This is a genomic window from Tardiphaga sp. 172_B4_N1_3 (genome assembly GCF_052076035.1).
Classification (GTDB): Bacteria; Pseudomonadota; Alphaproteobacteria; order Rhizobiales; family Xanthobacteraceae; genus Tardiphaga; species Tardiphaga robiniae.
Genome location: NZ_CP197238.1, coordinates 890789 through 914617 on the forward strand (window position 1 = coordinate 890789; position 23829 = coordinate 914617).

The window sequence follows — 23829 nt, forward strand, 5'->3', positions numbered from 1 at the left end:
CGTTTCGAGCGCCGTATCTTTTCAGAGACCCTTTGATGCTCATCAAGACCGACCCTGTCGACCTGACCAATTGCGATCGCGAGCCGATCCACATTCCCGGCAGCATCCAGCCCTATGGCTGTCTGCTCGCCTGCGACGGATCCGTCGGGATGGTCCGGCGCCATTCGGTCAATGCGGGTGCGATGCTGGGCGTGGGATCAAGCGACATAAATGGCCGCAGGCTGGACGATCTGATCGGCGAGGGGCCGGCGCACGACATTCGCAATGCCATCGCCAAATGGGGCAACCAGCAGCGCCCGGGACTGCTGATTGATTTCAAGGTCGCGCATTCGCAGACCGCGTTCAACGTCGCTGTGCATCGGCACAAGGGCGTCAACATCATCGAATTCGAGCCTGTGGACGCCAGCGAGGCGACACCGCCTCTGGAGTTGTCGCGCTTGCTGATCGGCCGCATCGGTCAATGCAACGATCTCGACGTGCTGTTTGACAATGCGGCGCGGCTGCTGCGTGGCGGACTCGGCTACGACCGGGTGATGGTCTATCAATTCGCTCATGATGGTTCCGGCCGGGTGATCAGCGAGGCGCGCCGCGGCGATCTCGAGAGCTTTCTGGGGCAGCACTTCCCGGCCGGCGACATCCCGCAGCAGGCGAGGGTGCTCTACGTCCAGAACACCGTGCGTATCGTCTCGGATGCAAGCGGTGAGCGCGTGGCCATCGAGCCGGAGTTCGACACGTCTGGTGAACCGCTCGACCTGTCCTTTGCACATCTGCGCAGCGTTTCGCCGATCCACTGCGAGTATCTGCGCAATATGGGCGTCGGTGCGTCGATGTCGATTTCCATCATCCACGACGGCGTGCTCTGGGGGCTGATCGCCTGCCATCACTATGCACCGCGCGCGCTTTCCATGGAGAAACGCGTTGCTGCAGAGATGTTTGGCGAGTTCTTTTCCATGCAACTGGCCGGGCTTCTTCAAAAACGCAAACTGGCTGCTAGCGAAAGCGCGCGGCGCTATCTCGACCAGCTGTTGCACAATGTTTCGCATCACGGCGATGTCGAAGACCTGCTCAAGGAAAGCATTCGCGATTTTAGCGTACTGATGCCGTGTGACGGTATTGGCCTATATCTCAACAAGACCTGGACGTCTTATGGCAGCGCGCCACCGGCTGCCGCAGCGCCGGCGCTGATGGGCTTCATCAATTCAGTGGCCGAGGGCAGGGTGTGGGCGACGAGCGCATTGTCAGATCGATTACCGGCAGCTGAAGACTATGCCGTTGCCGTTTCCGGCGTGCTGGCCGTGCCCTTGTCGCAACTGCCGCGCGATTATCTTCTGTTCTTTCGTAGCGAAGTTGCGCAAACCTTGAACTGGGCGGGTGATCCCAACAAGACGTACGAAATCGGTCCATTGGGCGATCGGCTGACACCGCGCAAGAGCTTCGCGATCTGGAAGGAGACCGTACAGCGCCAGTCCCAGCCATGGTTGCAAAACGAGCGCGACACCGCCGAGGCCGTGCGCTCGGCTTTGGTGGAAGTGGTGCTTCGCCACAACGAATTACTGGCGGATGAGCGGCACAAGGCTGACCTACGCCAGAAAATGTTGAATGAAGAGCTCAATCATCGCGTCAAGAATATCCTGGCACTGATTAAATCGCTGGTCTCCCACCCGGTCGAGGATGGCCGCAGCATCGAGGATTATGTCGCCTCCCTGAAGGGACGTATTCAGGCCTTGTCGCTTGCGCATGATCAGGTCATCCGCGGCGCCGGTGGCGGTGCGTTAGAGGGATTGCTCGATGCGGAATTTTCGCCGTATCGCGAATCGGTGAAAGCGATCGAGGTGACCGGCCCCGATGTTTCGCTCGACGCTCGGGCCTATTCGGTACTCGCATTGGTGCTGCACGAACTGGCCACCAATGCCGCCAAATATGGTGCGCTTTCCGTAAGCACGGGGCGCTTGTCGCTCCAGTGGAAACGCACCGATATCGGCGACTGCGAAATCCACTGGCTTGAGCGCGACGGCCCCCTTGTCACACCGCCATTGCGGCCGGGCTTTGGATCGATGCTGATCAGTCGCAGCATTCCCTATGATCTCGGGGGTGAAAGTGATGTCGATTATGAGCCGGCGGGCGCGCGCGTGCGGTTGCTCATCCCGGCGCGCTTCGTTGTCTGGCCCGCGCCGGCGGCGGCGCGCAACGTGCGCGCCCGACGCGAGGATGACAGGCCGATGGCGTCGATGCGCGGCTTGAAGGTGTTGATGGTCGAGGACCAGCTTCTGATTGCCATGGACGTCGAGACCATGCTGACCCACGAGGGCGCGGCATCGGTCGAGACAGCATCTTCGGTCAAGGAGGCATTGATCGCGCTGGCGATCATGAGGCCTGATGTTGCCATCCTCGACGTCAATCTCGGCAATGGCAGTTCGGTGCCGGTGGCCCAGGCATTGTGCGAGCGAGGCATCCCCTTCGTCTTCGCCACAGGTTATGGCGAAACCAGCCTGATCCCGGCGTCGATGGATGACGTGCCGATCGTACGCAAGCCCTACGACCTCGCATCGCTGGTCGCCGCGATGACCACGGCGATGACGAAGAAGAGCTCGGCCGGATAGTTTACTGCCCCGAGGGCGTGCGCAGCCCGTGCCAGGCATCGCGCACCTGATGGTAATGAACTTCTGGTAGATAGTCTGGCGTGTTCAGCCCAAGCGTCTTCACATCCAGCCTGCCAATTGCGCTGAGCAGCGAATAGGATGCGATGACCCGGTCACGTTGCGCGCCAATCAGGCGTGCCTTTGCCTGTACGAGATCCTGCTGTGAGTTCAGGACGTCGACAGTGGTGCGCTGACCGCCTTGGGCCTCGCGCTGTACGCCCTGCAGTGCAACGCCGGCAGCGCGTACTTCGGCTTCAGCGGCACTCACCGCCGTCTTCGCGCCTTCATTTGACACCCATGCACCGACGACTGCGGTGCGGGCCTGATTGCGGACCTGTTCGAGCACCAGGCGGCTGACCGACGACAGTTCCTTGGCCTGGCGCGTCTGCGCAGCACCGAGGCCGCCGTCATAGATCGGCGCCGTCAATTGGCCGACAATCGAAGCCTGGTCAGTGCCAAAAGTGCCAAGCGTCGGATCCGATTGGCTGGATTTGCTGGCGCTACCCTGCAGCGTCAGAGTAGGCAACAGGCTGCTCTCGGCCACTTTGATGGTCGTGGTCGCCACATCGACATCGTAGCCGGCTGCCAGTACGGCGGGGTGCGCCTTGAAAGCCTGATTGACGGCATCGTCGCGGTTGCGCGGCAGCAGCCGATCCATCGGTTCCGCCGGACTGAGCCGCGAGGGTGCAGCACCAATCACCTGCGTATAAGTCGCCTGGCTGATGGCGAGATTGACCTCGGCGGCGTTGAGATCGGCCTGACCACGCGCCAGTCGCGCCTCCGCCTGTGACGTGTCGGTGGGTGTGACGTCGCCGGCATTGAGCCGCTTTTGGGCGATGCCGAGGGTTTCGCGCAGGGAGGTGACGTTGGTGCGCTGGGCTTCGACCAGCGATTGGTTGGCGAGAACATTGGTATAGGCAACGACAGCATCGAGCAGCACGCCCTGGCCGACATTGCGCAGCGCTTCCCGGCCGGACTGGACCTGCAATTCCGCGACGCGGACACTGTTGGCTGTCTTGTTTCCGTTATAAAGCGTCTGGGTGACCGTGACGCCGATGGTCCATGGCTTCAGCGTTGCGCCCTGGATGGTGTTGTCTACGAGCAGGTTGCGCACGGCCTGAAGGCCATAGCTCAGTGTGGCTGCCACCTGGGGCCGGTAGCCGGCCATCGCCTGCGGAACGTTCTCATCGGTGGCACGCTGGCGGGCCCGTTCGCCGTTCAGCTGCGGATTGGACTGATAGGCTTTGGCAAGGGCTTCCGACACCGTTTCGGCTCGGGCATCGACCGCAGCAAAAATGCCGTAGCCAATCAGGCTCAGGGCCGTGCCTGTCCGAAGCGCGCGCCTTGCGGCGAGGCCAAATATGCCGTGACGAACCATATTATCCCAAAGCAATCTTCGGACGTCCGCCCCCGCTGACGTCTAGGTATGTTTAGAGGGCGTTGCCTTTGCAGGCAAACCATCCGGCGAAGAACCTCCGGGCTTTTGCGCTTTCCCCACAGGGCATTTGGCTGCCCCGATTTGCTTGATTGATCAGGACTCTAGGGAGGATGAAGCGCTCCGTGAATGCGACGAATAAACCCGCTTCACATGGCCGCGTGTGTTGCATGTCGGGCACATTTCTGAATAACCGCACGCAGTGGTAACTCTGTCCGGCTTTGCTGCGCGATTGCGCTGAGGAGCTGCCGATCCTGCCCAGCCGGAATGCCTATGCCCAAGATCTTCACTGATCCCGACGCCATCGCCGAAGACATCATTCGCGACGTTGGGACGACGCTCGTGGTCGGGCTGCCGCTCGGGCTTGGCAAGGCCAACCATATCATCAATGCGCTCTATCAGCGCGCGCTGGCCGATCGCAATGTCAGACTGACGTTCTTTTCTGCCCTGACACTGGAGAAGCCGAGACCATCCAGCGAGCTGGAGAAGCGCTTCATCAATCCGGTGATCGAACGGCTGTTCGGGGGCTATCCCGATCTCGCTTATGCAAACGCGTTGCATAAAGGCGAGCTCCCGCCCAACATTCAGGTCAACGAATTCTTCTTCCTTGCGGGAAAATGGCTGCGGGTTGCCGACGCGCAGCAGCACTATATTTCGGCGAACTACACCCATGCGTCGTCCTATCTTCTGACGCGCGGGCTCAACGTCATCACGCAATTGGTGTCGAAGCGTGTGGTCGATGGCGCCGCGCGCTACAGTTTGAGCTGCAATACCGACACCACGCTTGATCTGATGCGGGCGCGCAATGAAGGTCGCGTCTCGTTCAGGCTAATCGGTCAGGTCAATTCGGAATTGCCCTTCATGCCGGGGCAGGGTGATCTTACCAGCGATGAGTTTCACGCGGTGCTCGAAAGCCCGGAGACTGAATTTCCGCTGTTTGCGCCCCCGTCCGAACCGGTCAACGACACCAAATACGCGATTGGATTGCACGCTGCCGGCCTGGTGCGCGACGGCGGCACGCTGCAGATCGGCATTGGACAAGTGGGTGATGCGCTGGCGCAGGGCCTGATCGTTCGCCACCGCGACAATGCGGCGTTCCGCAGTCTGATGCAGCATCTTGCCCCCGACGCGCCTCCGAAGGAAGTCGCAACGTTCGAACGTGGCCTCTACGGCGTCAGCGAAATGCTGTTCGAAGCATTTCTCGGTTTGATTGATGCGGGCATTCTCAAGCGCGAGGTGGATGACACCATCGTGCATGGCGCGTTCTTTCTTGGGCCGAAGGCATTCTATCAGGCGCTGCGCGACATGACGCCGGAGCGTCTGGCGAAAATCCAGATGATGCCGGTGTCATTCACCAACGAACTCTACGGTGACGAAGATGCCAAGCGCCGTGCGCGCGTCGATGCGCGCTTCGTCAACAACACGATGATGGCGACGCTGATGGGCGCCGCGATCTCCGACGGTCTCGAGAACGGCCAGGTCGTGAGCGGGGTCGGCGGGCAGTACAATTTCGTCTCACAGGCTTTTGCTCTGGAGGGTGCACGCTCGATCCTGACTCTCGAAGCGACGCGCGCCGGCAAGAAGCCAGCCTCCAATATTCGCTGGAGCTACGGTCACACCACGATCCCGCGACACCTGCGCGATATCATCGTGACGGAGTATGGTGTCGCCGATCTGCGCGGGAAATCGGATGCCGATGTGATCGCGGCCATGCTGCAGGTGTCGGACTCGCGCTTTCAGCCGGAGCTGATGCGACAAGCCAAGGAGGCTGGAAAGCTTCCCAAGAGCTATGACATTCCTGCTGCGTATCGCGACAACGTGCCCGAGCGAATCTCCGCTGTCCTCAGGCCGGCGCGGGACGCCGGTCTGCTGCCCATGTTCCCGTTTGGGAGCGATTTCACTGACGTGGAGGAGCGCCTGATCCCTGCGCTGCAGGTCCTGAGCGCCGCATCGGTGTCGCCACAACAACTCGCAGGCTTGTTCTGGCAGGGCATGACACACGCACCGAGTGCGTCAGATGAAGCGGCGCTTGCGCGGCTTGGGCTCGATCGTCCGGCCACATGGGCCGAACGTGCCTATCGTGTGCTGGTGTCCGCGGCGCTCGCGCGTAGTGCGTCCGTCTAGCGGTTCTTGTTGACCGGCTTCCGCTTCTCGATGAAGGCGGCCATGCCTTCGGAGCGATCCTCTAGCGCAAAGGTCGCATGAAACAGATCGCGTTCGACCTTGAGGCCTTCGGTGAGCGGTGTCTCGAAAGCGCGGTTGACGGCGTTCTTCGCCATCGTCGCCACGGGCCGCGACATGGCCGCAATCTTTTCCGCCATGGAGATGGCTTCTTCCATCAGCTTGTCGGCCGGGACAACGCGGCTGACGAGACCGGAGCGCTCGGCTTCCGCCGCATCCATCATGCGGCCCGTCAGGCAGAGGTCCATCGCCTTTGATTTGCCGATGGCGCGGGTGAGGCGTTGGGTGCCGCCGATGCCGGGAATGGTGCCAAGCGTGATTTCCGGCTGGCCGAATTTGGCTGTGTCGGCTGCGATCATGATGTCGCACATCATGGCGAGCTCGCAGCCACCACCGAGCGCATAGCCTGAGACGGCAGCAATGGTCGGTTTGGTACAGGTAGCGACACGGTCGCCGCCGATCGCGGTGAAGTCGCTGGAGAACATGTCGATGAAGCTCTTTGGCTGCATCTCCTTGATATCCGCGCCGGCGGCAAATGCCTTCTCGCTGCCGGTCACGATGATGCAGCCCACGGCAGTGTCCGCTTCCAGCTCGTCGACGGCGATCTTGATTTCGCTGAACACACCGAAAGAAAGCGCATTGAGCATCTTCGGGCGATTCAGCGTGATGATGCCGACCGCGCCTTTGCGCTCAACGATGAGGTGTTCGTAGCTGCTCATGTTCCATCCCGCGGATTTTTTGCCGAAGCCGCCAGGATCGGCGGCCCCGCGCAATTTGCCCGCTCAGGGGATGGGGTTCAAGCCATAAACATACGGGCCGCAGAGGCCATGGTCAGCAAACCGCCAAATGCGATGAAGATCTTACCAACAAGGGAGGTCTTGTCCCAGGTCGTGCTGTTCTCGCTGGCGACTTCCGGTGCCGGCGTATCGATAGTGGCCTTTGCGAGCGTCAGCGGCGGCTTGTCGTTGCTGATGGCACGATCGAGGTCGTTGAGCTGGTCAGCGGCAACGAGCTGCGCGTTGCTGGCGCCGGAATCCGGCGACGTCGTTGCGGGCTGTTCCTGCTGGCCGCTGATTTGGCCGAGCGCGCCGCCGGCTTGCGATGACATGTTGTAGGTGTTGGTTGCTGCGGTCTCAGAGGGCCATTGCGCATTGGCATTGGCGACCAATGACGGGATGGCAGTATCGCTGCTTCCCGGCTTCGCGTCTTCCGTCTTGGCGGCGTCCTCCTCAGCGGGCTTTTTCGACGCCTTGGTTGCCTGCCGGTCGGACTTGCGCGATTTCGTTTCGCTCTTCCTGGCACTGCGGTGCTTGGTGGCCTTCGCTGCTGGTTCGGCGGAGGTGTCTGCGGCGCTGCCGACCGCTGCGGCCGGCTCGGATGCCGCGGCGTCGTTTTCGGTCGCGTGAAGCGGTGCCGATGTGCAGATCCACAATCCGGCTGCGATGACCAATGCCGCACGCCCGCTGGCTCTGATGTTCATGGAAATCTCCCCAAAATACCGGCCCCCAATGGCCGCAAGGGAAACTGCGCAGGTGTTCACACCGGGGCAAAAAAAGGGAATCTTCGGACGAGTCCGGCAAAAACGGGGCATGAACACCGCCGCAGCCATCGTCTCCACAGGCCTCAGGAAAAATCTGCCTTTGAAATCAAGGCGACGGATGCCACTCTGACGGTTCGATGTTATGAGCCGGATATCTTTGAAATCTTCGGTCCGGGATTGGGACGTAGGTGAGGGGCTTCACGGTTCCGTGATTTTTCTCTCAGCTGACGTAACAAATTGAACTATCCGCCGAATTGGCTTTAGGAGCGCGCGTGCGCGGACGTGACGACGAATGGACCGATCTGATGCGGTCGGCCAATGCAGGAGATAGCGTTGCTTATCATCGCCTGCTGAAGTCGGTTACGCCCGTGCTGCGTGCCGGAGCGCGGCAGGGCCTGTCACGGGCTGGCCAGCCGTCCGATCAGGCCGAGGATATTGTGCAGGACATTTTGCTGGCGGTGCATTTGAAGCGGCAAACCTGGGACGCGAACGCGCCGTTCGCGCCGTGGCTGTTTGCGATCGCCCGCAACAAACTGATCGATGCGCTGCGCCGGCGCGGGCGTCGGACCTTCGTCAACATCGACGATTTTGCCGAGACGATTCCGAGCGAACCGCCCGCCGAAACATTACCCACCGTCGAGATATCCAATCATCTCGCCGATCTTCCGCCGCGGCAGCGCGACGTGTTGCGATCGATCGCGGTGGAAAGCGCATCCATCAAGACCACGGCGTCGAAATTGTCGATGACCGAAGGCGCCGTGCGCGTGGCGTTGCATCGTGGGCTCGCGAGCCTCGCAGCCAAGCTGCGAAAGGATTGACCATGGATACCGATCGCCTGATTCAGACGCTCGCCGCCGACAATGATCAGAGGCCGCGTCCCGTGAGCACGCAGCTCGCGATGGCCTTGTTGGTCACGCTGCCGGTCGTGGCCGCGATGTTGCTGGTGACGCTTGGCATTCGCCCGGACTTCATGTCGGCGATGCGTAATCCGTTCTTCGATACGAAGTTTCTGGTGACCTTGGCGCTCGCTATTCCCGCGATCGTGATCAGTGTCCATCTGTCCCGGCCCGAGGCGTCGTTGGGACGCTGGATCTGGCTGTTGCTGCTGTCGCCGTTTATTCTCATCGTCGCGTTGATCGTCGAAATGACGATGCCGCAGCGCGCGCCGATGATGGTGCGTATTATCGGCAGAAACTCGTCGCTGTGTTCGGCGGCGATCACATTGCTGTCGCTGCCGATCCTCGGCGGCACGATGATCGCGCTGCGCCACGGCGCGCCGTCACGCCCCGCCGTTGCCGGTGCGCTCGCGGGATTGATGTCAGCCGGCCTAGGGGCGACGTTTTACGCCGCGCATTGCGCAGACGACTCGCCGCTGTTTGTGGCGACCTGGTACACGCTCGCAGCCCTCGTCGTGGCGGCGCTGGGGGCAGCCATCGGTTCGAAAGTACTGCGCTATTGAGCAGCGCGTGAGCCACGCGTTCCGAGAGAATGAATCCGGTCAGGCCGATGCCACGGCCGCAGGACGGCCGCTCGCCGCCTTCGCGATGTCGCCGTTCAACTCGCTGGCATAGTCCTTGAAGTCGACTTCCAGCGTGTAGCGCGCCGAATTCAGCCAGGTGTTGATCTTCTTCTGGTGGAAGTCGCGGACCTCCAGCGCCATATCGCCGGGGCTGGGCAGGGCGACTTTGCCTGTCAGTACGGCTGCGATCCACCGGGCCTGGATTTCGACCAGCGGAATGGTCGGTCCGATGGGCTGCACCAATCCGGCAAAGAACAGGCCGGGCCGGTTCGGCGGCGTGATGCGTCGATAGAGATCGACCATGCCACCGTCTTCCGGCACCGAGAAGATCTCGGACGCGAGGAACGGGAAGCTGGCCTTGTAACCGGTTGCGTAGATCACCGCGTCGAAGCTCTCCTGCGTGCCATCGGCGAAAGCGATGGCGTCCCCCTCCAGCGCGGTGACGTTCGGCTTGATGCTGATCCAGCCATGGCCGATATAAGGCAGCAGTTCCTGGCTCAACGTCGCATGTTCGCGCCACATGGGATGTCTCGGCTTTGGCACGCCGAAGCGGGTCTGATCACCGACGGCGAGATAGATCAGACGTGCCATGATCATGCGCGTCAGCAGTGTCGGGAATTTCAGCTTGCGCGCGAAGAAGGCCGACCAGCGATCGATCGGGATGCCCATCATGTATTTCGGCATGATGTGGGTGCCGGTTCGCGTAGAGAGTACGACGCTGCTGGCGCGCTTGCAAAGATCGACGGCGATATCGACGGCCGAATTTCCGATGCCAACGACCAGCACCTTCTTGTCCTCGAAAGGCTGCGCGGTGCGATACTGGCTGGAATGAATCGCGGTGCCGTTGAATGTGCCAGAGAAGGTCGGCCAACGCGGATCCCAGAGATGGCCGTTGGCAACGATCACCGTCTTGTATTCGCGGGTGTTTTCCTTCGTCGTCACGCGCCAGCCGACATCGGTCTTTTCGACCGATGTCACTTCGCAGTTGAAGCGGATGCGAGATCGTGCGCCAAACCGATCAGCATAGGCTTCCAGATAGTCCAGCAATTGCTGGTGTGACAGGAAGTCGGGCTTGTCGGCTGGAATCGGAAAATCGGAATAGCCGAGATTGTTGCGGCTGGTGTCGATATGCAGGCTGCGATAGGCGCAGGATAGGCCATTGTCGTTGCCGTAGCGCCACATCCCGCCGATGTCTGAGCCCTTCTCGTAGATGTCGAAACGGAGCCCCTTGTCGTGTAGGGCTTTGGCAACGGCAATGCCGGATGACCCGGCGCCAATGATGCAGATGTCGGCTGCAGGCTCGGTCATGCAGCAGATTTCTTGGCGAGTTTCTGACGATACTGGCTCACGATGTCCTCAAAGCTCTTGTCGGCGACGACGCCGACGGATGGCGCGCGGGTAGAGATAGAGCCTTTTGGCCAGCTATCGACGATCTTCTTCAGATCCGGGTCGGGGGCGTAGGTCACATTCGGGGCGGTGTTGGTGACCCGTGCGATCGATTCAATGATATCTTCCATACTGATCGTCAGAGCAGGTTGATTGAGCACGCGTTTGCCGCGCAGCTTGACCTGATCGGTATTGTGAAGCGTGATCAAATTCTGCGCAACGGTCTCCACCGAGACGACAGGCACTTTCGTATCGGCGCGCAATGGGCAAATCGACGGCTTTCCGGCGACGCCATCACGAACGATGCCCGCGATCCGGTCAGATACCGACTGTGTTGGCGGGCCGGGGTGCACCAGCACGATCGGCAGGCGCAGGGCGCGTGCATCGACCATTCCGTGACGCGTGGCGTCCGCCAGCATCAATTCGGCGATGGCCTTGTGCGTGCCATAGGAGGTTTGTGGACGCTGCAAATGATCGTCATCGACATGATCAGGCAATAGGCCGCCGAAGACCGCGATCGAACTTGGAAAGATCAGGCGCGGCGGAGCATCTTTCGCGCCGATCGCGTCGATCAATTCCGCCAGCGCCGAAACATTCACCGCCAGCGCGCGCGCCGGGTCCTGTTCTGCGGCGCTGGTCAGCACAGCGGCGAGATGAAACACGCTATGGGGTTTCCATGCAGCGATTTTTTTCCGCGTATCGGGTGCGTCGATGTCGGCTTGCAAGTGCCTCACACGTCGGTCGGATGCAGGCGGCAAATGTGTGTCGAGAAGGAGGAGCTCCTCGATTGTTTCGCTTGTGCCTGCAGTATTGGTGAGCGCGCCTGCTTGAAGCAGCGCAGAAGTGAGTGTTCTGCCGATGAAGCCACCGGCGCCTGTAATCAAGACGCGCATGAATCCCGCCCTGCTTGATGCCAACCCGTTCCGGCGTTATTCGCCGTGATCGAGGCATCACTATCAGCGCCTTCACTGGCAAGTCGATGCCTGCTGACGGAATGGCTGCTCAGCGCAATTGGCGTTGCGGCGCTCGGTCTCAATGGCCAGACTGCGGCCATTCGCGTGGAAACATGTCGACTGACAAACGTCAGGCGGCAGGTAGGTCGGACGTCGCCTGCTGCATACGGTGGAAGCGCAGGACCTGTTGTGCCGCGGAGATGCGCAGACGTTCATAGGTCTCGCGGTCGGTCGCGCTGTCAGACAGCTGTGTTCCAGCGAGTTGCTCGCGCATGTTGATGATGGTCTTGACGGTCTTCCATGAAAAATTTGCGACCTTGCACAGAATGAAAATGCCCTCGCTGCGGGATTCGACCATCATGGTTTCCGCGACGGAGATTGGCACGTTGGCCAGGCACGCGAGCGCGGCGTTTGCTTCGTCGAACTTGCCGGCTTCGGCGAATTTCGCCACTTCGTTTTCATCCAGTCGACCGTCTTCAAACAGCGAGCGCACGAGACCATGAGCAATGATGGTCTGCTGACTGATGCCGCCTGGTGCGGAGCGTGCCCGCCGCGCGACCTGCTGAACCACAAGCGATATGTCGGCGGTGTGGTGTGCGTTGGTGGCTTCCAGCTTCGCTCGGACCGAGGCCGACGCCTTGGCGACGAGCTTCAGATAGTGGTGGCGCGGAATGGAGGGACGCAGGCCAACACATGTCGCGATCGCGTCGTTGCCCTCGGCACGGGAGAGCAGGGTATTGTACCCGCGCTCTGAAATGTCGGCACCGCGGTTGTTGACGGTGCTGGTGACGACGGCGTCGTTGCCGCGCTCGACGAGAATATCCGTCAGGGCGCCGCTCAGGACCTTGCGCGTCGAAATTGCCAGCAGGTGGTCCTGGCTTTTGGTGCGTGCATTTTCGATCAGCGCATGGTCGTCCAGTTGCTCCGATTGAGAGAGCACGGGGGCGGCGACCTCGATCAAATCATCGAATGCGAGAGTCCGGACGACCCGGGGCGGTGCGACAGAGACGGGTGCCAATCGCTCGGCCAGAAGGGTCCTTGCAGACGCTTCCATATGCGTCAGCAGGCAATCGAAGATGTCATCGAACACTGCGATCTGCGCATCGGAGTAGTCCACGGCATTGTTGACGAACAGATCCGTGACACGGCGCAGCGTTTCCACGCGCCGTGCGACCGTTCCGTGGGCCAGTGCGGCGTCAAGTTCGTCGAGTAAATTTGCCGATAACGGTGACTTCGAAGACATAAATCAAATCCCGTAATTCTAATCGTGTCCTGCCGCTAATATGTTGCGGCCAGGGGTCGTGAAATTCGTTCAGGCGCTTGCAATTCGATTTCGCCCGCGCTCCTTGGCGGCGTAGAGTGCGCTGTCGGCGCGTGCGAGTAAGGTGTCTGGCGTGTCGTTCGGACCCAATGTCGCAACGCCGCCCGAAATCGTCACGGTCAAGCCGTCGGAAAATGCGCTCCAATCCAGGGCTTCGACAATCCCCCGCAAACGGTCGAGCATTTGCACGGCCTTGTCATGCGGCGTGTCCGGCAGCACCAGCAGGAATTCCTCGCCGCCATAGCGGCCGAATTTGTCGATGCTGCGGATATTGGCGAAAATGGTGATGGCGAAGGTCCGCAGTACTTCGTCGCCGGTTGGGTGTCCGAAATTGTCGTTAATCCGCTTGAACCAGTCGAGATCGATCAGCGCGGCGGTGCAGGGTGTGTTGCTGCGCTGTGCGCGGATGATTTCATCGTCAAGCAGCCGCATGATGCAGCGGCGATTGAACGACCCCGTCAGTTCATCGAGTTCTGCGAGCTCTTCGATGCGCTTGTAAGCGGCTTCGAGCTCGACGCGGCGCCGAAACAGCGCGTCGCGTAGCGAGCTGGAGAAAATGCCAATGAACATACTGCGGGCGATGGTCATCGAGAATGTCAGCAAGGTGCCGAAGCGTTCGATCGAGTTGCTGGAGGGGAGTGTCAAGGGCAGATCGACGAAGAAATACAGCAGCGCGAGGCCGCCGGTCATGACGGTCCAGGCGCCGACACCTTCACGGGGCGAGGTACGCAAGGCGATGACATTGGCCACAAGAAACAATGCGCAGAGAAACACGACGGCGACATTGGGCGCGGTGTAAACGAAGGCGAGCAGAAGTGCGTAAGTGACAGCCGTGTAGGGCGCTGCGAAGAAATGATCGCGCCAGTCATCCGTCAAGCCGCTCTCGGAGATCGCGAGGAAGATCAGGACAGAAGCAAAAGCGCAGCCGGCATAGGCCGCGACGATGGTGCCATCGATAGTGCCTGCTGCAAGGAAGACGAAAAGCAGCACCACGTTGACGGCATGACTGGCAGCCGCCAATGCGAGCATTTGCCGTCGCCGCTTCAGGCGACGGGCCAGCATATCAGACCGCAACTCTCCATCGACGGCTTCGAAGTCGCCGTTGACTGGATTCAAGACTGATGAAGCGGCTGCGGTCATTGAGCCCATCGATGGGTTTCGCTGACGAAACTCTAGTGCTCAAAGCCTTTAGGTTTGGTATCTATTGCCGCAAGTCAAATCTGGTAACCGGCTACTCATTTGCTGCTCCCGGCGACATCTGTCGACAGATCGCGTGCAGCGGGACTGCCAGAAGGTTTCAGGAATAGCTTTGTTGTTTAATTAAAAATGCCCGGACCGATGACGGGCCCGGGCGAGTTGACTTGATGTGGCGGACAAGCCGCCAGGACAAGTTACGGTATTCATTGACGAGGGTTTCGGGATATGGCTGCAAAATGCAGGTTCCGCCGTCTCAAGGCTGTTCCGGAAGCCACGACTTGGTAAGGTTGCCGTGTGAATCGCTGGCGTTCGGGTCGGAAATGCCCCAGCATTATGCTACCTGTTACCCGTTCCGCCCAAGAAAAGGGCGGTAAAAGCCCGTTCGGCACGGCTAAAGCAGCCGCGGCCGGTATATTCCTGCCCATTCGAGAAGATTTTATCTTGTCAATCGAACCTCTTACATCCTCATTCAGACCAACCTTGCGAGACGGGCAGTGAGTGCAACACAGGCGGCATCGGATGAGATTCTGATCGCCCGGATTGCGCAAGGCGACCGTCTTGCCATGCAGGTGCTTTATGGCAGGCACCACGTCCGGGTGTTTCGCTTCGGCCTTCGGCTGGTGCGGAACGAACAGATTGCTGAGGATCTTATCAGCGAAGTGTTCCTGGATGTGTGGCGGCAGGCAGGCAAATTCGAAGGTCGTTCCGCGGTCTCGACCTGGCTCCTGGCGATTACGAGGTTCAAGGCGCTGTCCGCGCTGCGCAAGCGCAAGGACGCCGAACTGGACGACGAGACGGCCAACGCGATCGAGGATACGTCCGATAATCCCGAAGTGTCGGTTCAGAAAAAGGATACCAGTGACGCGTTGCGAAAGTGCCTGACATCCCTTTCGCCCGAGCATCGGGAAATCGTCGATCTCGTCTACTACCACGAGAAGTCCGTGGAAGAGGTGGCCGAGATCGTTGGAATTCCCGAGAACACCGTCAAGACGCGCCTGTTTTATGCGCGCAAGAAATTAGCCGATCTGCTCAAGGCAGCCGGCATTGAACGAGGCTGGCCATGATGGCGATGAGCAACAAAGTGCCGACCCAGGAGCCAGGCGAGATCGAGGCATTGCTGCCTTGGCACGCCGCGGGCACGCTCAACGCGCGTGATGCGCGTCGCGTCGATGATGCACTGGCCAAGGATCCGGAACTGGCGAAGCAATATGCCGTGATCCAGGAGGAATACGCGGAGACCATTGGCCTCAATGAGAGCCTCGGTGCGCCGTCCTCGCGGGCGATGCAGAGGCTGTTTGCTGCGATTGACGCCGAGCCGGTGCGCAGCGGATCGACATCGGTCGGTCTGTCGGCGCGGATTTCCGGATTTTTCGCATCGCTTTCGCCGCGGACGCTGGCGGCTTCGGCCGCTGTTGGCGCGCTCGCGATCATGCTGCAGGCGGGTGTGATTGGTACCGTGCTGATGCAGCGCGATACACACTCATTCCAGACCGCGTCCTATGAAGCCGCACCCTCGCCAGCAAGTGCACCGACCACCGTCACCCGGTCGCTCGCGCCGGCACCGGCCTCGGTAGAAGCTCCGACGCGCCTGTTCGTCCGTTTTGCGCCGACTGCGCGGGTGTCGGACATCACAGCGCTGCTCGACGGCTATCAGGGCACGATTGTCGATAGCGGCAAGGACGGGCTGTTCCGGCTGCAGTTCGGCAATCGGGTGATGACCAAGGACCAGATCGCCGGGCTGATCCGCCGGCTGGAGAACGAGAAGATCGTCAGCATGGCGGTTCAGGCGCAGTAGGCGCCGTCGGTTGATCCGATCCGCATTGTGCGTGCGAGGCCTGTTCCATGAGACATGATCGTGGTGCCTCCGGACCAATGATGAAATGCACGGCCGCTGTGCTTTCGCTCGCCGTCGCGTGGCCGTTCGGCCTTTCGGTCGCGGGCGCGCAGAGCATGATGCGCTCGCCGAGCCTCAATATCGGTTCGCGCGTTCCCACGATCGCACCCAGCACAACACCGCGCATTAATCCGAACATCGCTGCCGGCGCGGGCGGCATCGCCGGCCGTGGCCCGAGTATCGCGAGCCGCGGACCCATTGCTGGTCGCGTCGGTATCACCAGCGTCGGCCCGCGCGGGGCGGCGATCGGCACGACAGCCAGCCGGACACCGCCCATATCCTCGCGGCCAGGGCGTACGCCGCCGCTGAAGATCGTGGGAGTGCTGCCAACCATTCCTTATGTGCGCTATTCCCCCAACACCTATCCGAGCTGCGCCTATGCCAATCGCGCGGCATCCGGCGAATGCAACGAGAAGCCATTCGTTGCAGATCTCGGCGGCGGCGGCCCGACGCCGCGCAGCCAGAATGCTGGTGGTGGACCGCGCAGCAATGGCCCACAGACGGCTTTGAACACGCGTTATGTCCCACGGCAGATCGTCGCCGAACTCGACAGCGCGCTGACGCCCGACCAGACAGATGCGCTGGCGCGCCGTCTGCGCCTGGAGCGTCTGTCGTCGCAGGATTTTCCGCTGATCGGCGCGACGATCAACCTGTTCCGGATCACCGACAATCGTTCGGTCGAGACTGTTGAGTCCCAGATGCGCGCCGAGGCCGACGTGCGCGCTGTGCAACCCAACTTCCGCTATGTCCTGCAGGATCAGGTGACAATGCCCGCATTGGGCGAGGGCGATCCCGCGCAATATGCGCTGGCGAAGCTTCGTCTGCCCGAGGCGCACAAGCTGTCCGCCGGTGCCAATGTCACGGTCGCTGTCATCGACTCCGGCATCGACGTCGCGCATCCCGAACTCGCCGATGCCATCGTGGGTTCGTTCGATGCGCTTGGCAGCAAGGAAAGTGCGCATGTGCACGGGACTGGCATTGCGGGTGCGATCGTATCGCATGCGCGGCTGATGGGCAGCGCGCCGCGCGCGCGCATCTTGGCCATTCGCGCTTTTGGTGTGTCGCAGGGCGGTGCCGAGAGTTCGTCTTTCGTGATCCTCAAGGGTATCAACCACGCGGCCATGAATGGCGCCCAGGTCATCAATATGAGTTTTGCCGGCCCGCAGGATCCGCTGATCGAGCGCGGTATTGCGGCCTCAGCCAGCAAGGGCATCGTGATGGTCGCAGCATCAGGCAATGCCGGACCGAAATCGCCGCCGCTTTATCCTGCTGCAAGCCCCAGCGTGATCGCAGTCAGCGCCACCGATGCGTATGACAGGCTGTTCTCCGCGTCGAACCGTGGCAGCCACATCGCGGTGGCTGCGCCGGGCGTCGATATCTTCCTGCCCGCGCCGGACAACAAGTACCAGATGACGTCGGGCACCTCGTTCTCGGCGGCTTACATCAGCGGGCTCGCCGCATTGATGATCGAGCGCAATCCGCAACTACAGCCGAACGAGATCCGCAGCATCCTGATGACAACCGCGCGTGATCTTGGTGCGCCCGGCCGTGACGACCTGTTCGGTGCCGGCGCGGCGGATGCCTATAGTGCGGTATCGGCAGTGCAGCAGGGCGCTCAGCAACCCGTGGCGACAGTGCCTGCGCCGGTCACGCCGGTTGTCGTCACCGCTCCGGCGCCGACGACGCGTGCGGTCGAGGCGTCGTCGCCGTCGATGGCGTCAGACGTCCAAAAATAATCCGCTGATCGTTGAACGTTTGGCCGGGTGGACCGGACATATGGATGTGGGAGCGGCATTCCCTCCCCAACGAGGCCGTATCCGGCGCATGCGCCCAAACATTCGTGCCGGTATAGCTTGACCCGTCCGGTTGTCCCCCCGGACGGGTCTTTCGTTTTTGTTAACCAAAAATTTTAACCTTCAGGTCATAGATTGCCGGTGCATGGCCCGGCATCGAGCAAGGCTCAAGCAAGGCTTGACTGCAATACCTCAGGTTTGACGGGGCTTTCTCACGTGTTTCCAACGCAATTGTCCAAGTTTGACCACATTGCGCTGGACCCCGAAAACTTTTCCACAGAAACTCTCCAAGTATTGGTGAGTGATTCGTTTGTTGCTTTGCGTCCGTTTTTTCTCTTGCGGACATTTCCATGTCATCTCACCTGAATTTTCCTTACCCGCATGCCGGCATCGGTCGGCCACTGGCCCAGCGCTGGTGCGCTCTTGCCGAGAGCCGGCTGGATTACCTGACAGAACTGTTCGAGAGCGGGCGGTGGCGCCGTTTTCACAGTGAAGCTGAATTCCTCGACAACATTCAGGAAGCCAAGGAAGCGGTTGAGCGCTGGCGGCTGATGGTCGAGGGCGAGACTGCCGCCGTGAGGCGCGTGCTGTCTCCGGAAGGCGTGATCTACCGGGCGCCGCGCGCCCCTGAACCACGGCCTGCTGCCGTCGCGGCTCCTGCCATTGCAGCGGTTGCGCCCTTGCAGCCCGACATCGAGCCGGTGGCTGAAGCGGCTTCGCCCGTCCTGATTCCGATCGAAACCTTGTTGCGGCAGGCACCGCCACGCCAAGCGGCGGTGACGCCGGCAGATCTGGATTGGCAGAAGGCGCTTGATCCTCTGGTCATGAGCGCGCGCTATCCGATGCTGCGGACAGCGCTTTAGCGCACCGTGTTCCCGGACAGCGCAACCTGCTGATAGCGCTGTGCGCCATCGGCGGTGAGGTCAGGTGTCACCGGCTTTGCATGATCGAGGCCGACGACAGCGCCGCGTGGCGCGCCTGAAATCATGTTGTTGCTGACAAGCGCGGTGCCGGCGCCCGGTGCGACCGATACACCAATGCCGATGAAGCTGTTGCGCACGATGTTGCCGGTGATGGCGACATCGCGCAGATACTTGCCCCAGCCCGCGATCATGCCAAAGGACGGCGCGTTCTCGACGACATTGCCGCTGACGCTGGCGTCCGCCTCGATATAGATGCCGATGCCGGCATCGTCGTCGGGCGCCGTACCGATCGGCCGCTTCGGGAGCAGGTTGCGGATGATGTTGCCTTGTATCACTGCGATGCGGCCGCCCTCGTTGAAGTTGCAGACGGAGACACCGAGCGCCGCACCATCGACGGTATTGTTGGCGATCACCGCAGCCTCGAAGGCAAATTCCGAATAGAGCGCGACTTCGCGCACGCTCGACACGCTGTTGCCCGTGATGTGGATGTTCGATGCTGAGTTGCCGCGCACCGCCGAGTAATCGCAGTTGCGGATGCGATTGCCGGAGACGATGACATTGCCCGCACGATAGGCGTTGATGGCGTTGCCATATTGACCGGAGCCGCCAGGGCCGGCCTTGATATCCTCGATACGATTGTCGATCACTTGCGTGCCGTCGTCGCCGATGGCGGTGCGCAGGATCTCGATGCCGTTGCTGCTGGTGCCGGAAATGGTGTTTTGCGCGACGATCAATCCCTGCGCATCGAACGAGACGATGGCCGTGGTGGCGATGTTGGTGAGTGTATTGCCGGTGATCGCGCCCGCCGTGTTGTCCAGCCAGATGCCCGCGCCGCCGCTATTGGTCACGGTGCAATCGCTGATGCGGAGTTCGCGCGCCTGCACCATGTGCAGCAGCCCGCGCCGCGGCGGCAGGTTGGCAAAATTGCCGTCCAGCGTGAGGCCGCTGAGGCTGACATAGTCCGCGCCTTCGCCTGACAGCAGTGACGCGCCGCCGCTGAAGGTGAGGGTCGTTGCACCGCGCATGCCGATGATCTGCGAGCCGCGCGCGAGCCTGAGCATGCCGGTGCGATAGTTGCCGGGCGGCAATGCGAGCGGTGCCTGCGCACGTGCCGCCTCGTCGATGGCGCGTTGCAATGCGCGCGTTTGGTCGTCCTGGCTATTGGCGCGCACGCCATATTGCGCGGCGTCGCGTCCGAGCGTCGAGGTGAGCGGGGCGGCGCGTGCCGCATCGCTCGATGCGGCGAATGCGCCGGCGGCGAGACCCGCGCCGGACGCAGTCAGCAGATGGCGGCGATGCAGGTCCATGGTTCGAGGTCCCGGTGGATGTCCGCTGATGAGGTAACGCAAGATGATGCGTGTGACGTTGCCAGGCGAGAGTGGCCGCGATGAATGTGCAGGGTAGGGTTAATGATGCGCTCACCTGCGCGCGCTGGACAGGCGGCACGCGCGTGCATCACTCCCGGTCGTCATGGCCCGACAGCGCGAAGCGAGCTTCGTGATAATCCCAGGCTTCTCCCCACGTCATGGCCGGGCTTGACCCGGCCATCCACCTTGTCTTGTGCGACGGTGTGCGGGCCAAGCTGGATCCCCGGGTCGAGCCCGGGGATGACACCTGTGGGTGCGGCGCCTTCGTCGCGCCATCGCAGATTCAACTGTCAAACAGCCACTGCTCTTCAGACATGCGTCATCACCCCCATTGTTTGCGGCGCGGGGGCGCCGTCGTTGCTTGCATTCCCGCCCCCTTGTGAGAGGGCGTGCGGAACGCCGGGTGCCCGTTGCACCCTTGGGCCTGATGCGAATGCGGTCTTCCGCAATTGAGAGTGCATCAGGACTTTCGGAGGCGCCGAGCAAGTGCCCGGCGTTCCGCATGCGGTGTTTTTTCGGTTGCTTGCACATCTGCCATGGCGAACGGTCCCATCGCCAAAATTAATGTCCCAGGGCGGAGGGACAGGGTAGCCGCAAAGCACTTGGCCGAACGCGTTTCGATTTGGTCGTCCGTCACACTGTCCAGGGATCTTTCCATCTCAAGGTCGGCCGTCTCCTTGCCAGTGGCAGTGCTGGCGCAGATCCGTCCTGCCCGAAGACAGACGTCACCCCCAAACCGCGTAACGCCGCATCTCCGGCGTCCACCGCATCCCACCCCGCGAACGTGACGATCGCGATCGCCCCTCTCGGTGGGGCAGGACACAGGGGAATATAAACCTGACGAGGATGTTGTCAAGAGAAAATAGGAAAAAATGTTCCCGTGCCGTATCGCCCCAAGCCATTCCGGGGCGGCTGCGCGCCTTCGCGCAGGCGAACCTCAGCCACTCCAATTGGAGTGGCGGGGAATCCCGACCTGTTCAGCAACACTTCGAGATTCCGGGTTCTCGCTCTGCCGGCTTCGCCGGCGACGCGCGCCCCGGAATGACGACGTGTGGTGGGGAGAATGCCAACGGCGGAGCGCGCAGGCGCTTAATGTCGAACGTCGCTTCGCTGGGGCGCCCGAGGGCCCCGGGCGCTATCGTCCCGTCAGCGCGAGCTGGAAATCCTTCTCGGCCTGGGCGTCGCGTTCGTTCTTTTCCGGGCATTCACCGGGCTCCGCCTGGCAGGGACGGATCTCGTAGTCGTTGTCGAGCACGCGGCGCGGTGTCGGCTTCGAATTCTTGGCTTCGACATCGGTGACAAGGCCGCTCTCGGCGGCAAGTTTCCACACGTCGGCTTCGGTCGGATAGGCTTTACTCAGTTTCGCGTCGTCACAGAACAGTGCATAGGGCATCGGATTGCTCCGGTAAAAATTGATAACGTTCATGGCGGCGTCGGGTTCGCCCCGACGTATTCCCAGACATTTCAAAATTGCGCGGCGGCCATTCGGCTGCGTCGCGAGAGCGTTCAGCTCACCATCTTGTGAGACTTGAACAGGCGGCCCTTTTCCACCACGAGGATCACCGCGAATGCAGTGAGGGTGCAAAGAAAAAGGCCGGTCGCGAACGGCAGCAGAGTGCCGTCATAGTGCTGGCCGATAACCGTGCCGATGGCGATACCCAGCAGCGTGGTCAGCGTCCCGTAGAGAGAGGAGGCCGTGCCGGCGATGTGGCCCTGCGGCTCCATCGCCAGTGCGGTGAAATTCGAGAACATCAGGCCGAAGGCAAACATCATGAGCATCGACAGCGCGATGAACAACCATAGCGGCATGAAACCCATCGCCACGGCCAATAACATCGCCGCGCCAGCAGTGACGAAACCGAGCAGGGCGCCGTGGGAGAGTGCGCGCATGCCAAGGCGATGGACTACGCGCGAGTTGAAGAAGCTGGCCGCAGCGACGCCGAAAGCGATGGAAGCAAAGGCAAGCGGGAAATATGGCCCAAGATGGAAAATCTCGGTGAACACCTGCTGCGACGTAAACACGAAGGCGAACAGTGCGCCCTGCAGGATGCCGGCAGCGAGGCCGTAACCGAGCGTCTGCCGATGGCTGACGGTTTGCCGATAGGCATAGAGCACATCACGAATGGCGAGCGAGCGGCGTTTGGCGACCGGCAGCGTCTCCGGCATTCGCCAGGCACTCCATGCCAGCGTCAGAAGGCCGTATAGCATCAGCACGACAAAGATGCCCCGCCATTCCGTGAACACCATTAGGGCCTGCCCGAAAGACGGGGCGATGACCGGCACGGAAATGAAAACCATGATGGCCAGTGACATGACGCTGGCCATGCGACCGCCGGCATAGCAGTCCCGGACGATCGACACCGCGATCACGCGCGTCGCCGCGGTGCCGACGCCCTGCAGCAGGCGGGCAAGCAGTAGGATTTCGAACGACGGTGCGAACAGCGCGAGCACGCTCGCGGCGCAATAGACGGCCATTCCGCCGAGCAGGATGGGGCGCCGACCGTAGCGGTCCGACAGCGGGCCCATGGCGAATTGGGCCACGCCGAAGCCGAGCAGGAAGACCGAGAGGACGGTCTGAAGGTGGTTGGCATCAGGGACCTTGAAGGCCGCACCGATATGCGGCAGCGCCGGCAGCATGATGTCCATGGCAAGCGGATTCAGCGCCATGATCGAAGCGATCACGACGACGAATTCGCCAAATTTCATTGGGCTATGGGTCGATGACACCGCGAGGGGGGCGTCGGCGTTGATGTCGGTCACAAAGCTGTCCCTGAAAGCATTCCCGCCATTAGGGTCTTCATGTTGCGATGCACAAGTTGACTTTCGGCATGGCTGCGTCGCGGAAACCGGCGGAATTTCCCCAACTTATGAATTAATGTTCAGAGAATAACCGGGGGCGCCGTCTCGACGGCCTCACACCCCGGAATTCCGGGCTGCGTCACGCAGCTTGACCCGGGTCATGCGGAGCATCTCCAGCAGGATCGCTTCACCGGTATCGGTAAGCTCATCGGAGGTCATGCGACGCGACGCGGTGTCTTGTGCCAGCGGCACATGGACGAAGGCCGCGAGGTGCGGGCCGCCGGGGGTGCGGGAGGCCTCGATGCCGCGCCAGGACAGATAATTGCAGAGATAGCGGCCGGCATCGCGTGAGGGGCGCACATCGGCGCCGCTGGCGAGGGCGGCCCGGAACAGGCGCGCCGTGTGCGGGCCGAAGTTTTGCGCGTTGGCGCCAGGCACGATGCAGGCGCGGCGCACCGTTGTGTGGCCGGCATCGGGCCACAGCATCGACACCGCGTTGCGGGCGCGCGTCTCGATCCGGATATAGGGCGTGCGCGCGGCGAGGCCGAACATCAGCAGCGCATCCGGACGATGGCGTGCGATCAGCTCGGGCAGGTCGCGATCGACGGTGGCATAGGTGACGTCGAAAATATGCGCGATGCGGGTGACGTCGGCGAAAGCGGGACGGCGCAGCGTTGCGAGTTTCCGCACCAGCGCCTGCGTTGGATTGAACGGCGCGCCGGGGAACGGGCCGAAGCCGGTGATGAGGATGCGGGGGGATGTACCGGGACGGTTCAACATTCGCCTCCATGATCGCGACGGCGCGCTAACCTCTCCCCGCTTGCGGGGAGAGGTCGCCTGTAACATGCGAAGCATGTGGAAGGCGGGTGAGGGGGACTCTCC

19 protein-coding genes are annotated in these 23829 nt (G+C 61.6%); 8 read left to right on the forward strand and 11 right to left on the reverse strand.

Features of this window, described 5'->3' with window-relative positions; all coding sequences use genetic code 11:
* Window positions 1-35 precede the first annotated feature (35 nt).
* On the forward strand, window positions 36-2600 hold the full coding sequence (locus tag AB7783_RS03850) for an HWE histidine kinase domain-containing protein (RefSeq protein ID WP_441276886.1): 2565 nt from the start codon (window positions 36-38) through the stop codon (window positions 2598-2600).
* A gap of 1 nt (window position 2601) precedes the next feature.
* Here the strand turns inward: AB7783_RS03850 and AB7783_RS03855 are convergent, their stop codons facing one another.
* Complete coding sequence (locus AB7783_RS03855) at window positions 2602-4017, reverse strand: TolC family outer membrane protein (protein WP_441276887.1); 1416 nt, start codon at window positions 4015-4017, stop codon at window positions 2602-2604.
* Between the two features lie 330 nt (window positions 4018-4347).
* Here AB7783_RS03855 and AB7783_RS03860 point away from each other — a divergent pair, with 330 nt between their 5' ends.
* The gene (locus AB7783_RS03860; RefSeq protein WP_441276888.1) at window positions 4348-6198 is read left to right on the forward strand and encodes an acetyl-CoA hydrolase/transferase C-terminal domain-containing protein; all 1851 of its coding nucleotides are present in this window, start codon (window positions 4348-4350) and stop codon (window positions 6196-6198) included.
* Here the strand turns inward: AB7783_RS03860 and AB7783_RS03865 are convergent.
* Window positions 6195-6974 carry an enoyl-CoA hydratase gene (locus AB7783_RS03865; RefSeq protein ID WP_441276889.1) on the reverse strand — a complete coding sequence of 260 codons (780 nt, stop codon included), beginning with the start codon at window positions 6972-6974 and terminating at the stop codon, window positions 6195-6197. The two genes, AB7783_RS03860 and AB7783_RS03865, sit on opposite strands and share 4 nt — an antisense overlap.
* 77 nt (window positions 6975-7051) lie before the next feature.
* Window positions 7052-7735, reverse strand: a complete 684-nt coding sequence (locus AB7783_RS03870) for a hypothetical protein (protein WP_441276890.1) — start codon at window positions 7733-7735, stop codon at window positions 7052-7054.
* Between the two features lie 332 nt (window positions 7736-8067).
* Here AB7783_RS03870 and AB7783_RS03875 point away from each other — a divergent pair, with 332 nt between their 5' ends.
* Both AB7783_RS03875 and AB7783_RS03880 read left to right on the forward strand, forming a co-directional pair.
* Window positions 8068-8613 carry a sigma-70 family RNA polymerase sigma factor gene (locus AB7783_RS03875; protein WP_441276891.1) on the forward strand — a complete coding sequence of 182 codons (546 nt, stop codon included), beginning with the start codon at window positions 8068-8070 and terminating at the stop codon, window positions 8611-8613.
* 2 nt (window positions 8614-8615) lie between these two features.
* On the forward strand, window positions 8616-9254 hold the full coding sequence (locus AB7783_RS03880) for an NrsF family protein (RefSeq protein ID WP_441276892.1): 639 nt from the start codon (window positions 8616-8618) through the stop codon (window positions 9252-9254).
* 39 nt (window positions 9255-9293) lie between these two features.
* Here the strand turns inward: AB7783_RS03880 and AB7783_RS03885 are convergent, their stop codons facing one another.
* The 4 genes from AB7783_RS03885 to AB7783_RS03900 form a co-directional block, all read right to left on the reverse strand.
* Entirely contained in the window at window positions 9294-10622 is a 1329-nt protein-coding gene (locus AB7783_RS03885) for a flavin-containing monooxygenase (protein WP_441276893.1), read from the reverse strand.
* Window positions 10619-11593, reverse strand: coding sequence for an NAD-dependent epimerase/dehydratase family protein (locus AB7783_RS03890; RefSeq protein WP_441276894.1), 975 nt, complete (start codon window positions 11591-11593; stop codon window positions 10619-10621). The genes AB7783_RS03885 and AB7783_RS03890 overlap by 4 nt, the downstream gene beginning before the upstream one ends.
* Window positions 11594-11783: 190 nt before the next feature.
* On the reverse strand, window positions 11784-12896 hold the full coding sequence (locus AB7783_RS03895; protein WP_441276895.1) for a DUF2336 domain-containing protein: 1113 nt from the start codon (window positions 12894-12896) through the stop codon (window positions 11784-11786).
* 69 nt (window positions 12897-12965) lie between these two features.
* Window positions 12966-14114, reverse strand: a complete 1149-nt coding sequence (locus AB7783_RS03900; RefSeq protein WP_175366660.1) for a GGDEF domain-containing protein — start codon at window positions 14112-14114, stop codon at window positions 12966-12968.
* A gap of 551 nt (window positions 14115-14665) precedes the next feature.
* Here AB7783_RS03900 and AB7783_RS03905 point away from each other — a divergent pair.
* From AB7783_RS03905 to AB7783_RS03920, 4 genes are all read left to right on the forward strand, one after another.
* Window positions 14666-15235: a sigma-70 family RNA polymerase sigma factor gene (locus AB7783_RS03905; protein WP_089266985.1), complete on the forward strand. Its 570-nt coding sequence runs from the start codon at window positions 14666-14668 to the stop codon at window positions 15233-15235.
* Window positions 15232-15966, forward strand: a complete 735-nt coding sequence (locus AB7783_RS03910; RefSeq protein WP_441276896.1) for a hypothetical protein — start codon at window positions 15232-15234, stop codon at window positions 15964-15966. The genes AB7783_RS03905 and AB7783_RS03910 overlap by 4 nt, the downstream gene beginning before the upstream one ends.
* Before the next feature lie 80 nt (window positions 15967-16046).
* Window positions 16047-17801, forward strand: a complete 1755-nt coding sequence (locus tag AB7783_RS03915; protein ID WP_441276897.1) for a S8 family serine peptidase — start codon at window positions 16047-16049, stop codon at window positions 17799-17801.
* A 407-nt stretch (window positions 17802-18208) separates the two neighbouring features.
* On the forward strand, window positions 18209-18721 hold the full coding sequence (locus tag AB7783_RS03920; RefSeq protein WP_441276898.1) for a TIGR03809 family protein: 513 nt from the start codon (window positions 18209-18211) through the stop codon (window positions 18719-18721).
* Here AB7783_RS03920 and AB7783_RS03925 read toward each other — a convergent pair.
* The 4 genes from AB7783_RS03925 to AB7783_RS03940 all read right to left on the reverse strand — a co-directional run bounded on the left by AB7783_RS03925 (window position 18718) and on the right by AB7783_RS03940 (window position 23727).
* Entirely contained in the window at window positions 18718-20088 is a 1371-nt protein-coding gene (locus AB7783_RS03925; RefSeq protein ID WP_441276899.1) for a TIGR03808 family TAT-translocated repetitive protein, read from the reverse strand. The two genes, AB7783_RS03920 and AB7783_RS03925, sit on opposite strands and share 4 nt — an antisense overlap.
* 1195 nt (window positions 20089-21283) lie before the next feature.
* A complete protein-coding gene (locus AB7783_RS03930; protein WP_089267288.1) occupies window positions 21284-21541 on the reverse strand; it encodes a hypothetical protein in 258 nt (85 codons plus the stop codon).
* Window positions 21542-21654: 113 nt separating this feature from the next.
* Window positions 21655-22908, reverse strand: a complete 1254-nt coding sequence (locus tag AB7783_RS03935) for a multidrug effflux MFS transporter (RefSeq protein WP_441229218.1) — start codon at window positions 22906-22908, stop codon at window positions 21655-21657.
* Between the two features lie 153 nt (window positions 22909-23061).
* The gene (locus AB7783_RS03940; protein WP_441276900.1) at window positions 23062-23727 is read right to left on the reverse strand and encodes a pyroglutamyl-peptidase I family protein; all 666 of its coding nucleotides are present in this window, start codon (window positions 23725-23727) and stop codon (window positions 23062-23064) included.
* Window positions 23728-23829: the final 102 nt, after the last annotated feature.

What these genes read in the sequence shown, in the direction of transcription:
- AB7783_RS03850 (WP_441276886.1), top strand. Translation starts at nt 36, where the DNA reads ATGCTCATCAAGACCGACCCTGTCGACCTGACCAATTGCGATCGCGAG.
- AB7783_RS03855 (WP_441276887.1), bottom strand. Translation starts at nt 4,017, where the DNA reads ATGGTTCGTCACGGCATATTTGGCCTCGCCGCAAGGCGCGCGCTTCGG.
- AB7783_RS03860 (WP_441276888.1), top strand. Translation starts at nt 4,348, where the DNA reads ATGCCCAAGATCTTCACTGATCCCGACGCCATCGCCGAAGACATCATT.
- AB7783_RS03865 (WP_441276889.1), bottom strand. Translation starts at nt 6,974, where the DNA reads ATGAGCAGCTACGAACACCTCATCGTTGAGCGCAAAGGCGCGGTCGGC.
- AB7783_RS03870 (WP_441276890.1), bottom strand. Translation starts at nt 7,735, where the DNA reads ATGAACATCAGAGCCAGCGGGCGTGCGGCATTGGTCATCGCAGCCGGA.
- AB7783_RS03880 (WP_441276892.1), top strand. Translation starts at nt 8,616, where the DNA reads ATGGATACCGATCGCCTGATTCAGACGCTCGCCGCCGACAATGATCAG.
- AB7783_RS03885 (WP_441276893.1), bottom strand. Translation starts at nt 10,622, where the DNA reads ATGACCGAGCCTGCAGCCGACATCTGCATCATTGGCGCCGGGTCATCC.
- AB7783_RS03890 (WP_441276894.1), bottom strand. Translation starts at nt 11,593, where the DNA reads ATGCGCGTCTTGATTACAGGCGCCGGTGGCTTCATCGGCAGAACACTC.
- AB7783_RS03895 (WP_441276895.1), bottom strand. Translation starts at nt 12,896, where the DNA reads ATGTCTTCGAAGTCACCGTTATCGGCAAATTTACTCGACGAACTTGAC.
- AB7783_RS03900 (WP_175366660.1), bottom strand. Translation starts at nt 14,114, where the DNA reads ATGACCGCAGCCGCTTCATCAGTCTTGAATCCAGTCAACGGCGACTTC.
- AB7783_RS03910 (WP_441276896.1), top strand. Translation starts at nt 15,232, where the DNA reads ATGATGGCGATGAGCAACAAAGTGCCGACCCAGGAGCCAGGCGAGATC.
- AB7783_RS03915 (WP_441276897.1), top strand. Translation starts at nt 16,047, where the DNA reads ATGAAATGCACGGCCGCTGTGCTTTCGCTCGCCGTCGCGTGGCCGTTC.
- AB7783_RS03920 (WP_441276898.1), top strand. Translation starts at nt 18,209, where the DNA reads ATGTCATCTCACCTGAATTTTCCTTACCCGCATGCCGGCATCGGTCGG.
- AB7783_RS03925 (WP_441276899.1), bottom strand. Translation starts at nt 20,088, where the DNA reads ATGGACCTGCATCGCCGCCATCTGCTGACTGCGTCCGGCGCGGGTCTC.
- AB7783_RS03930 (WP_089267288.1), bottom strand. Translation starts at nt 21,541, where the DNA reads ATGCCCTATGCACTGTTCTGTGACGACGCGAAACTGAGTAAAGCCTAT.
- AB7783_RS03940 (WP_441276900.1), bottom strand. Translation starts at nt 23,727, where the DNA reads ATGTTGAACCGTCCCGGTACATCCCCCCGCATCCTCATCACCGGCTTC.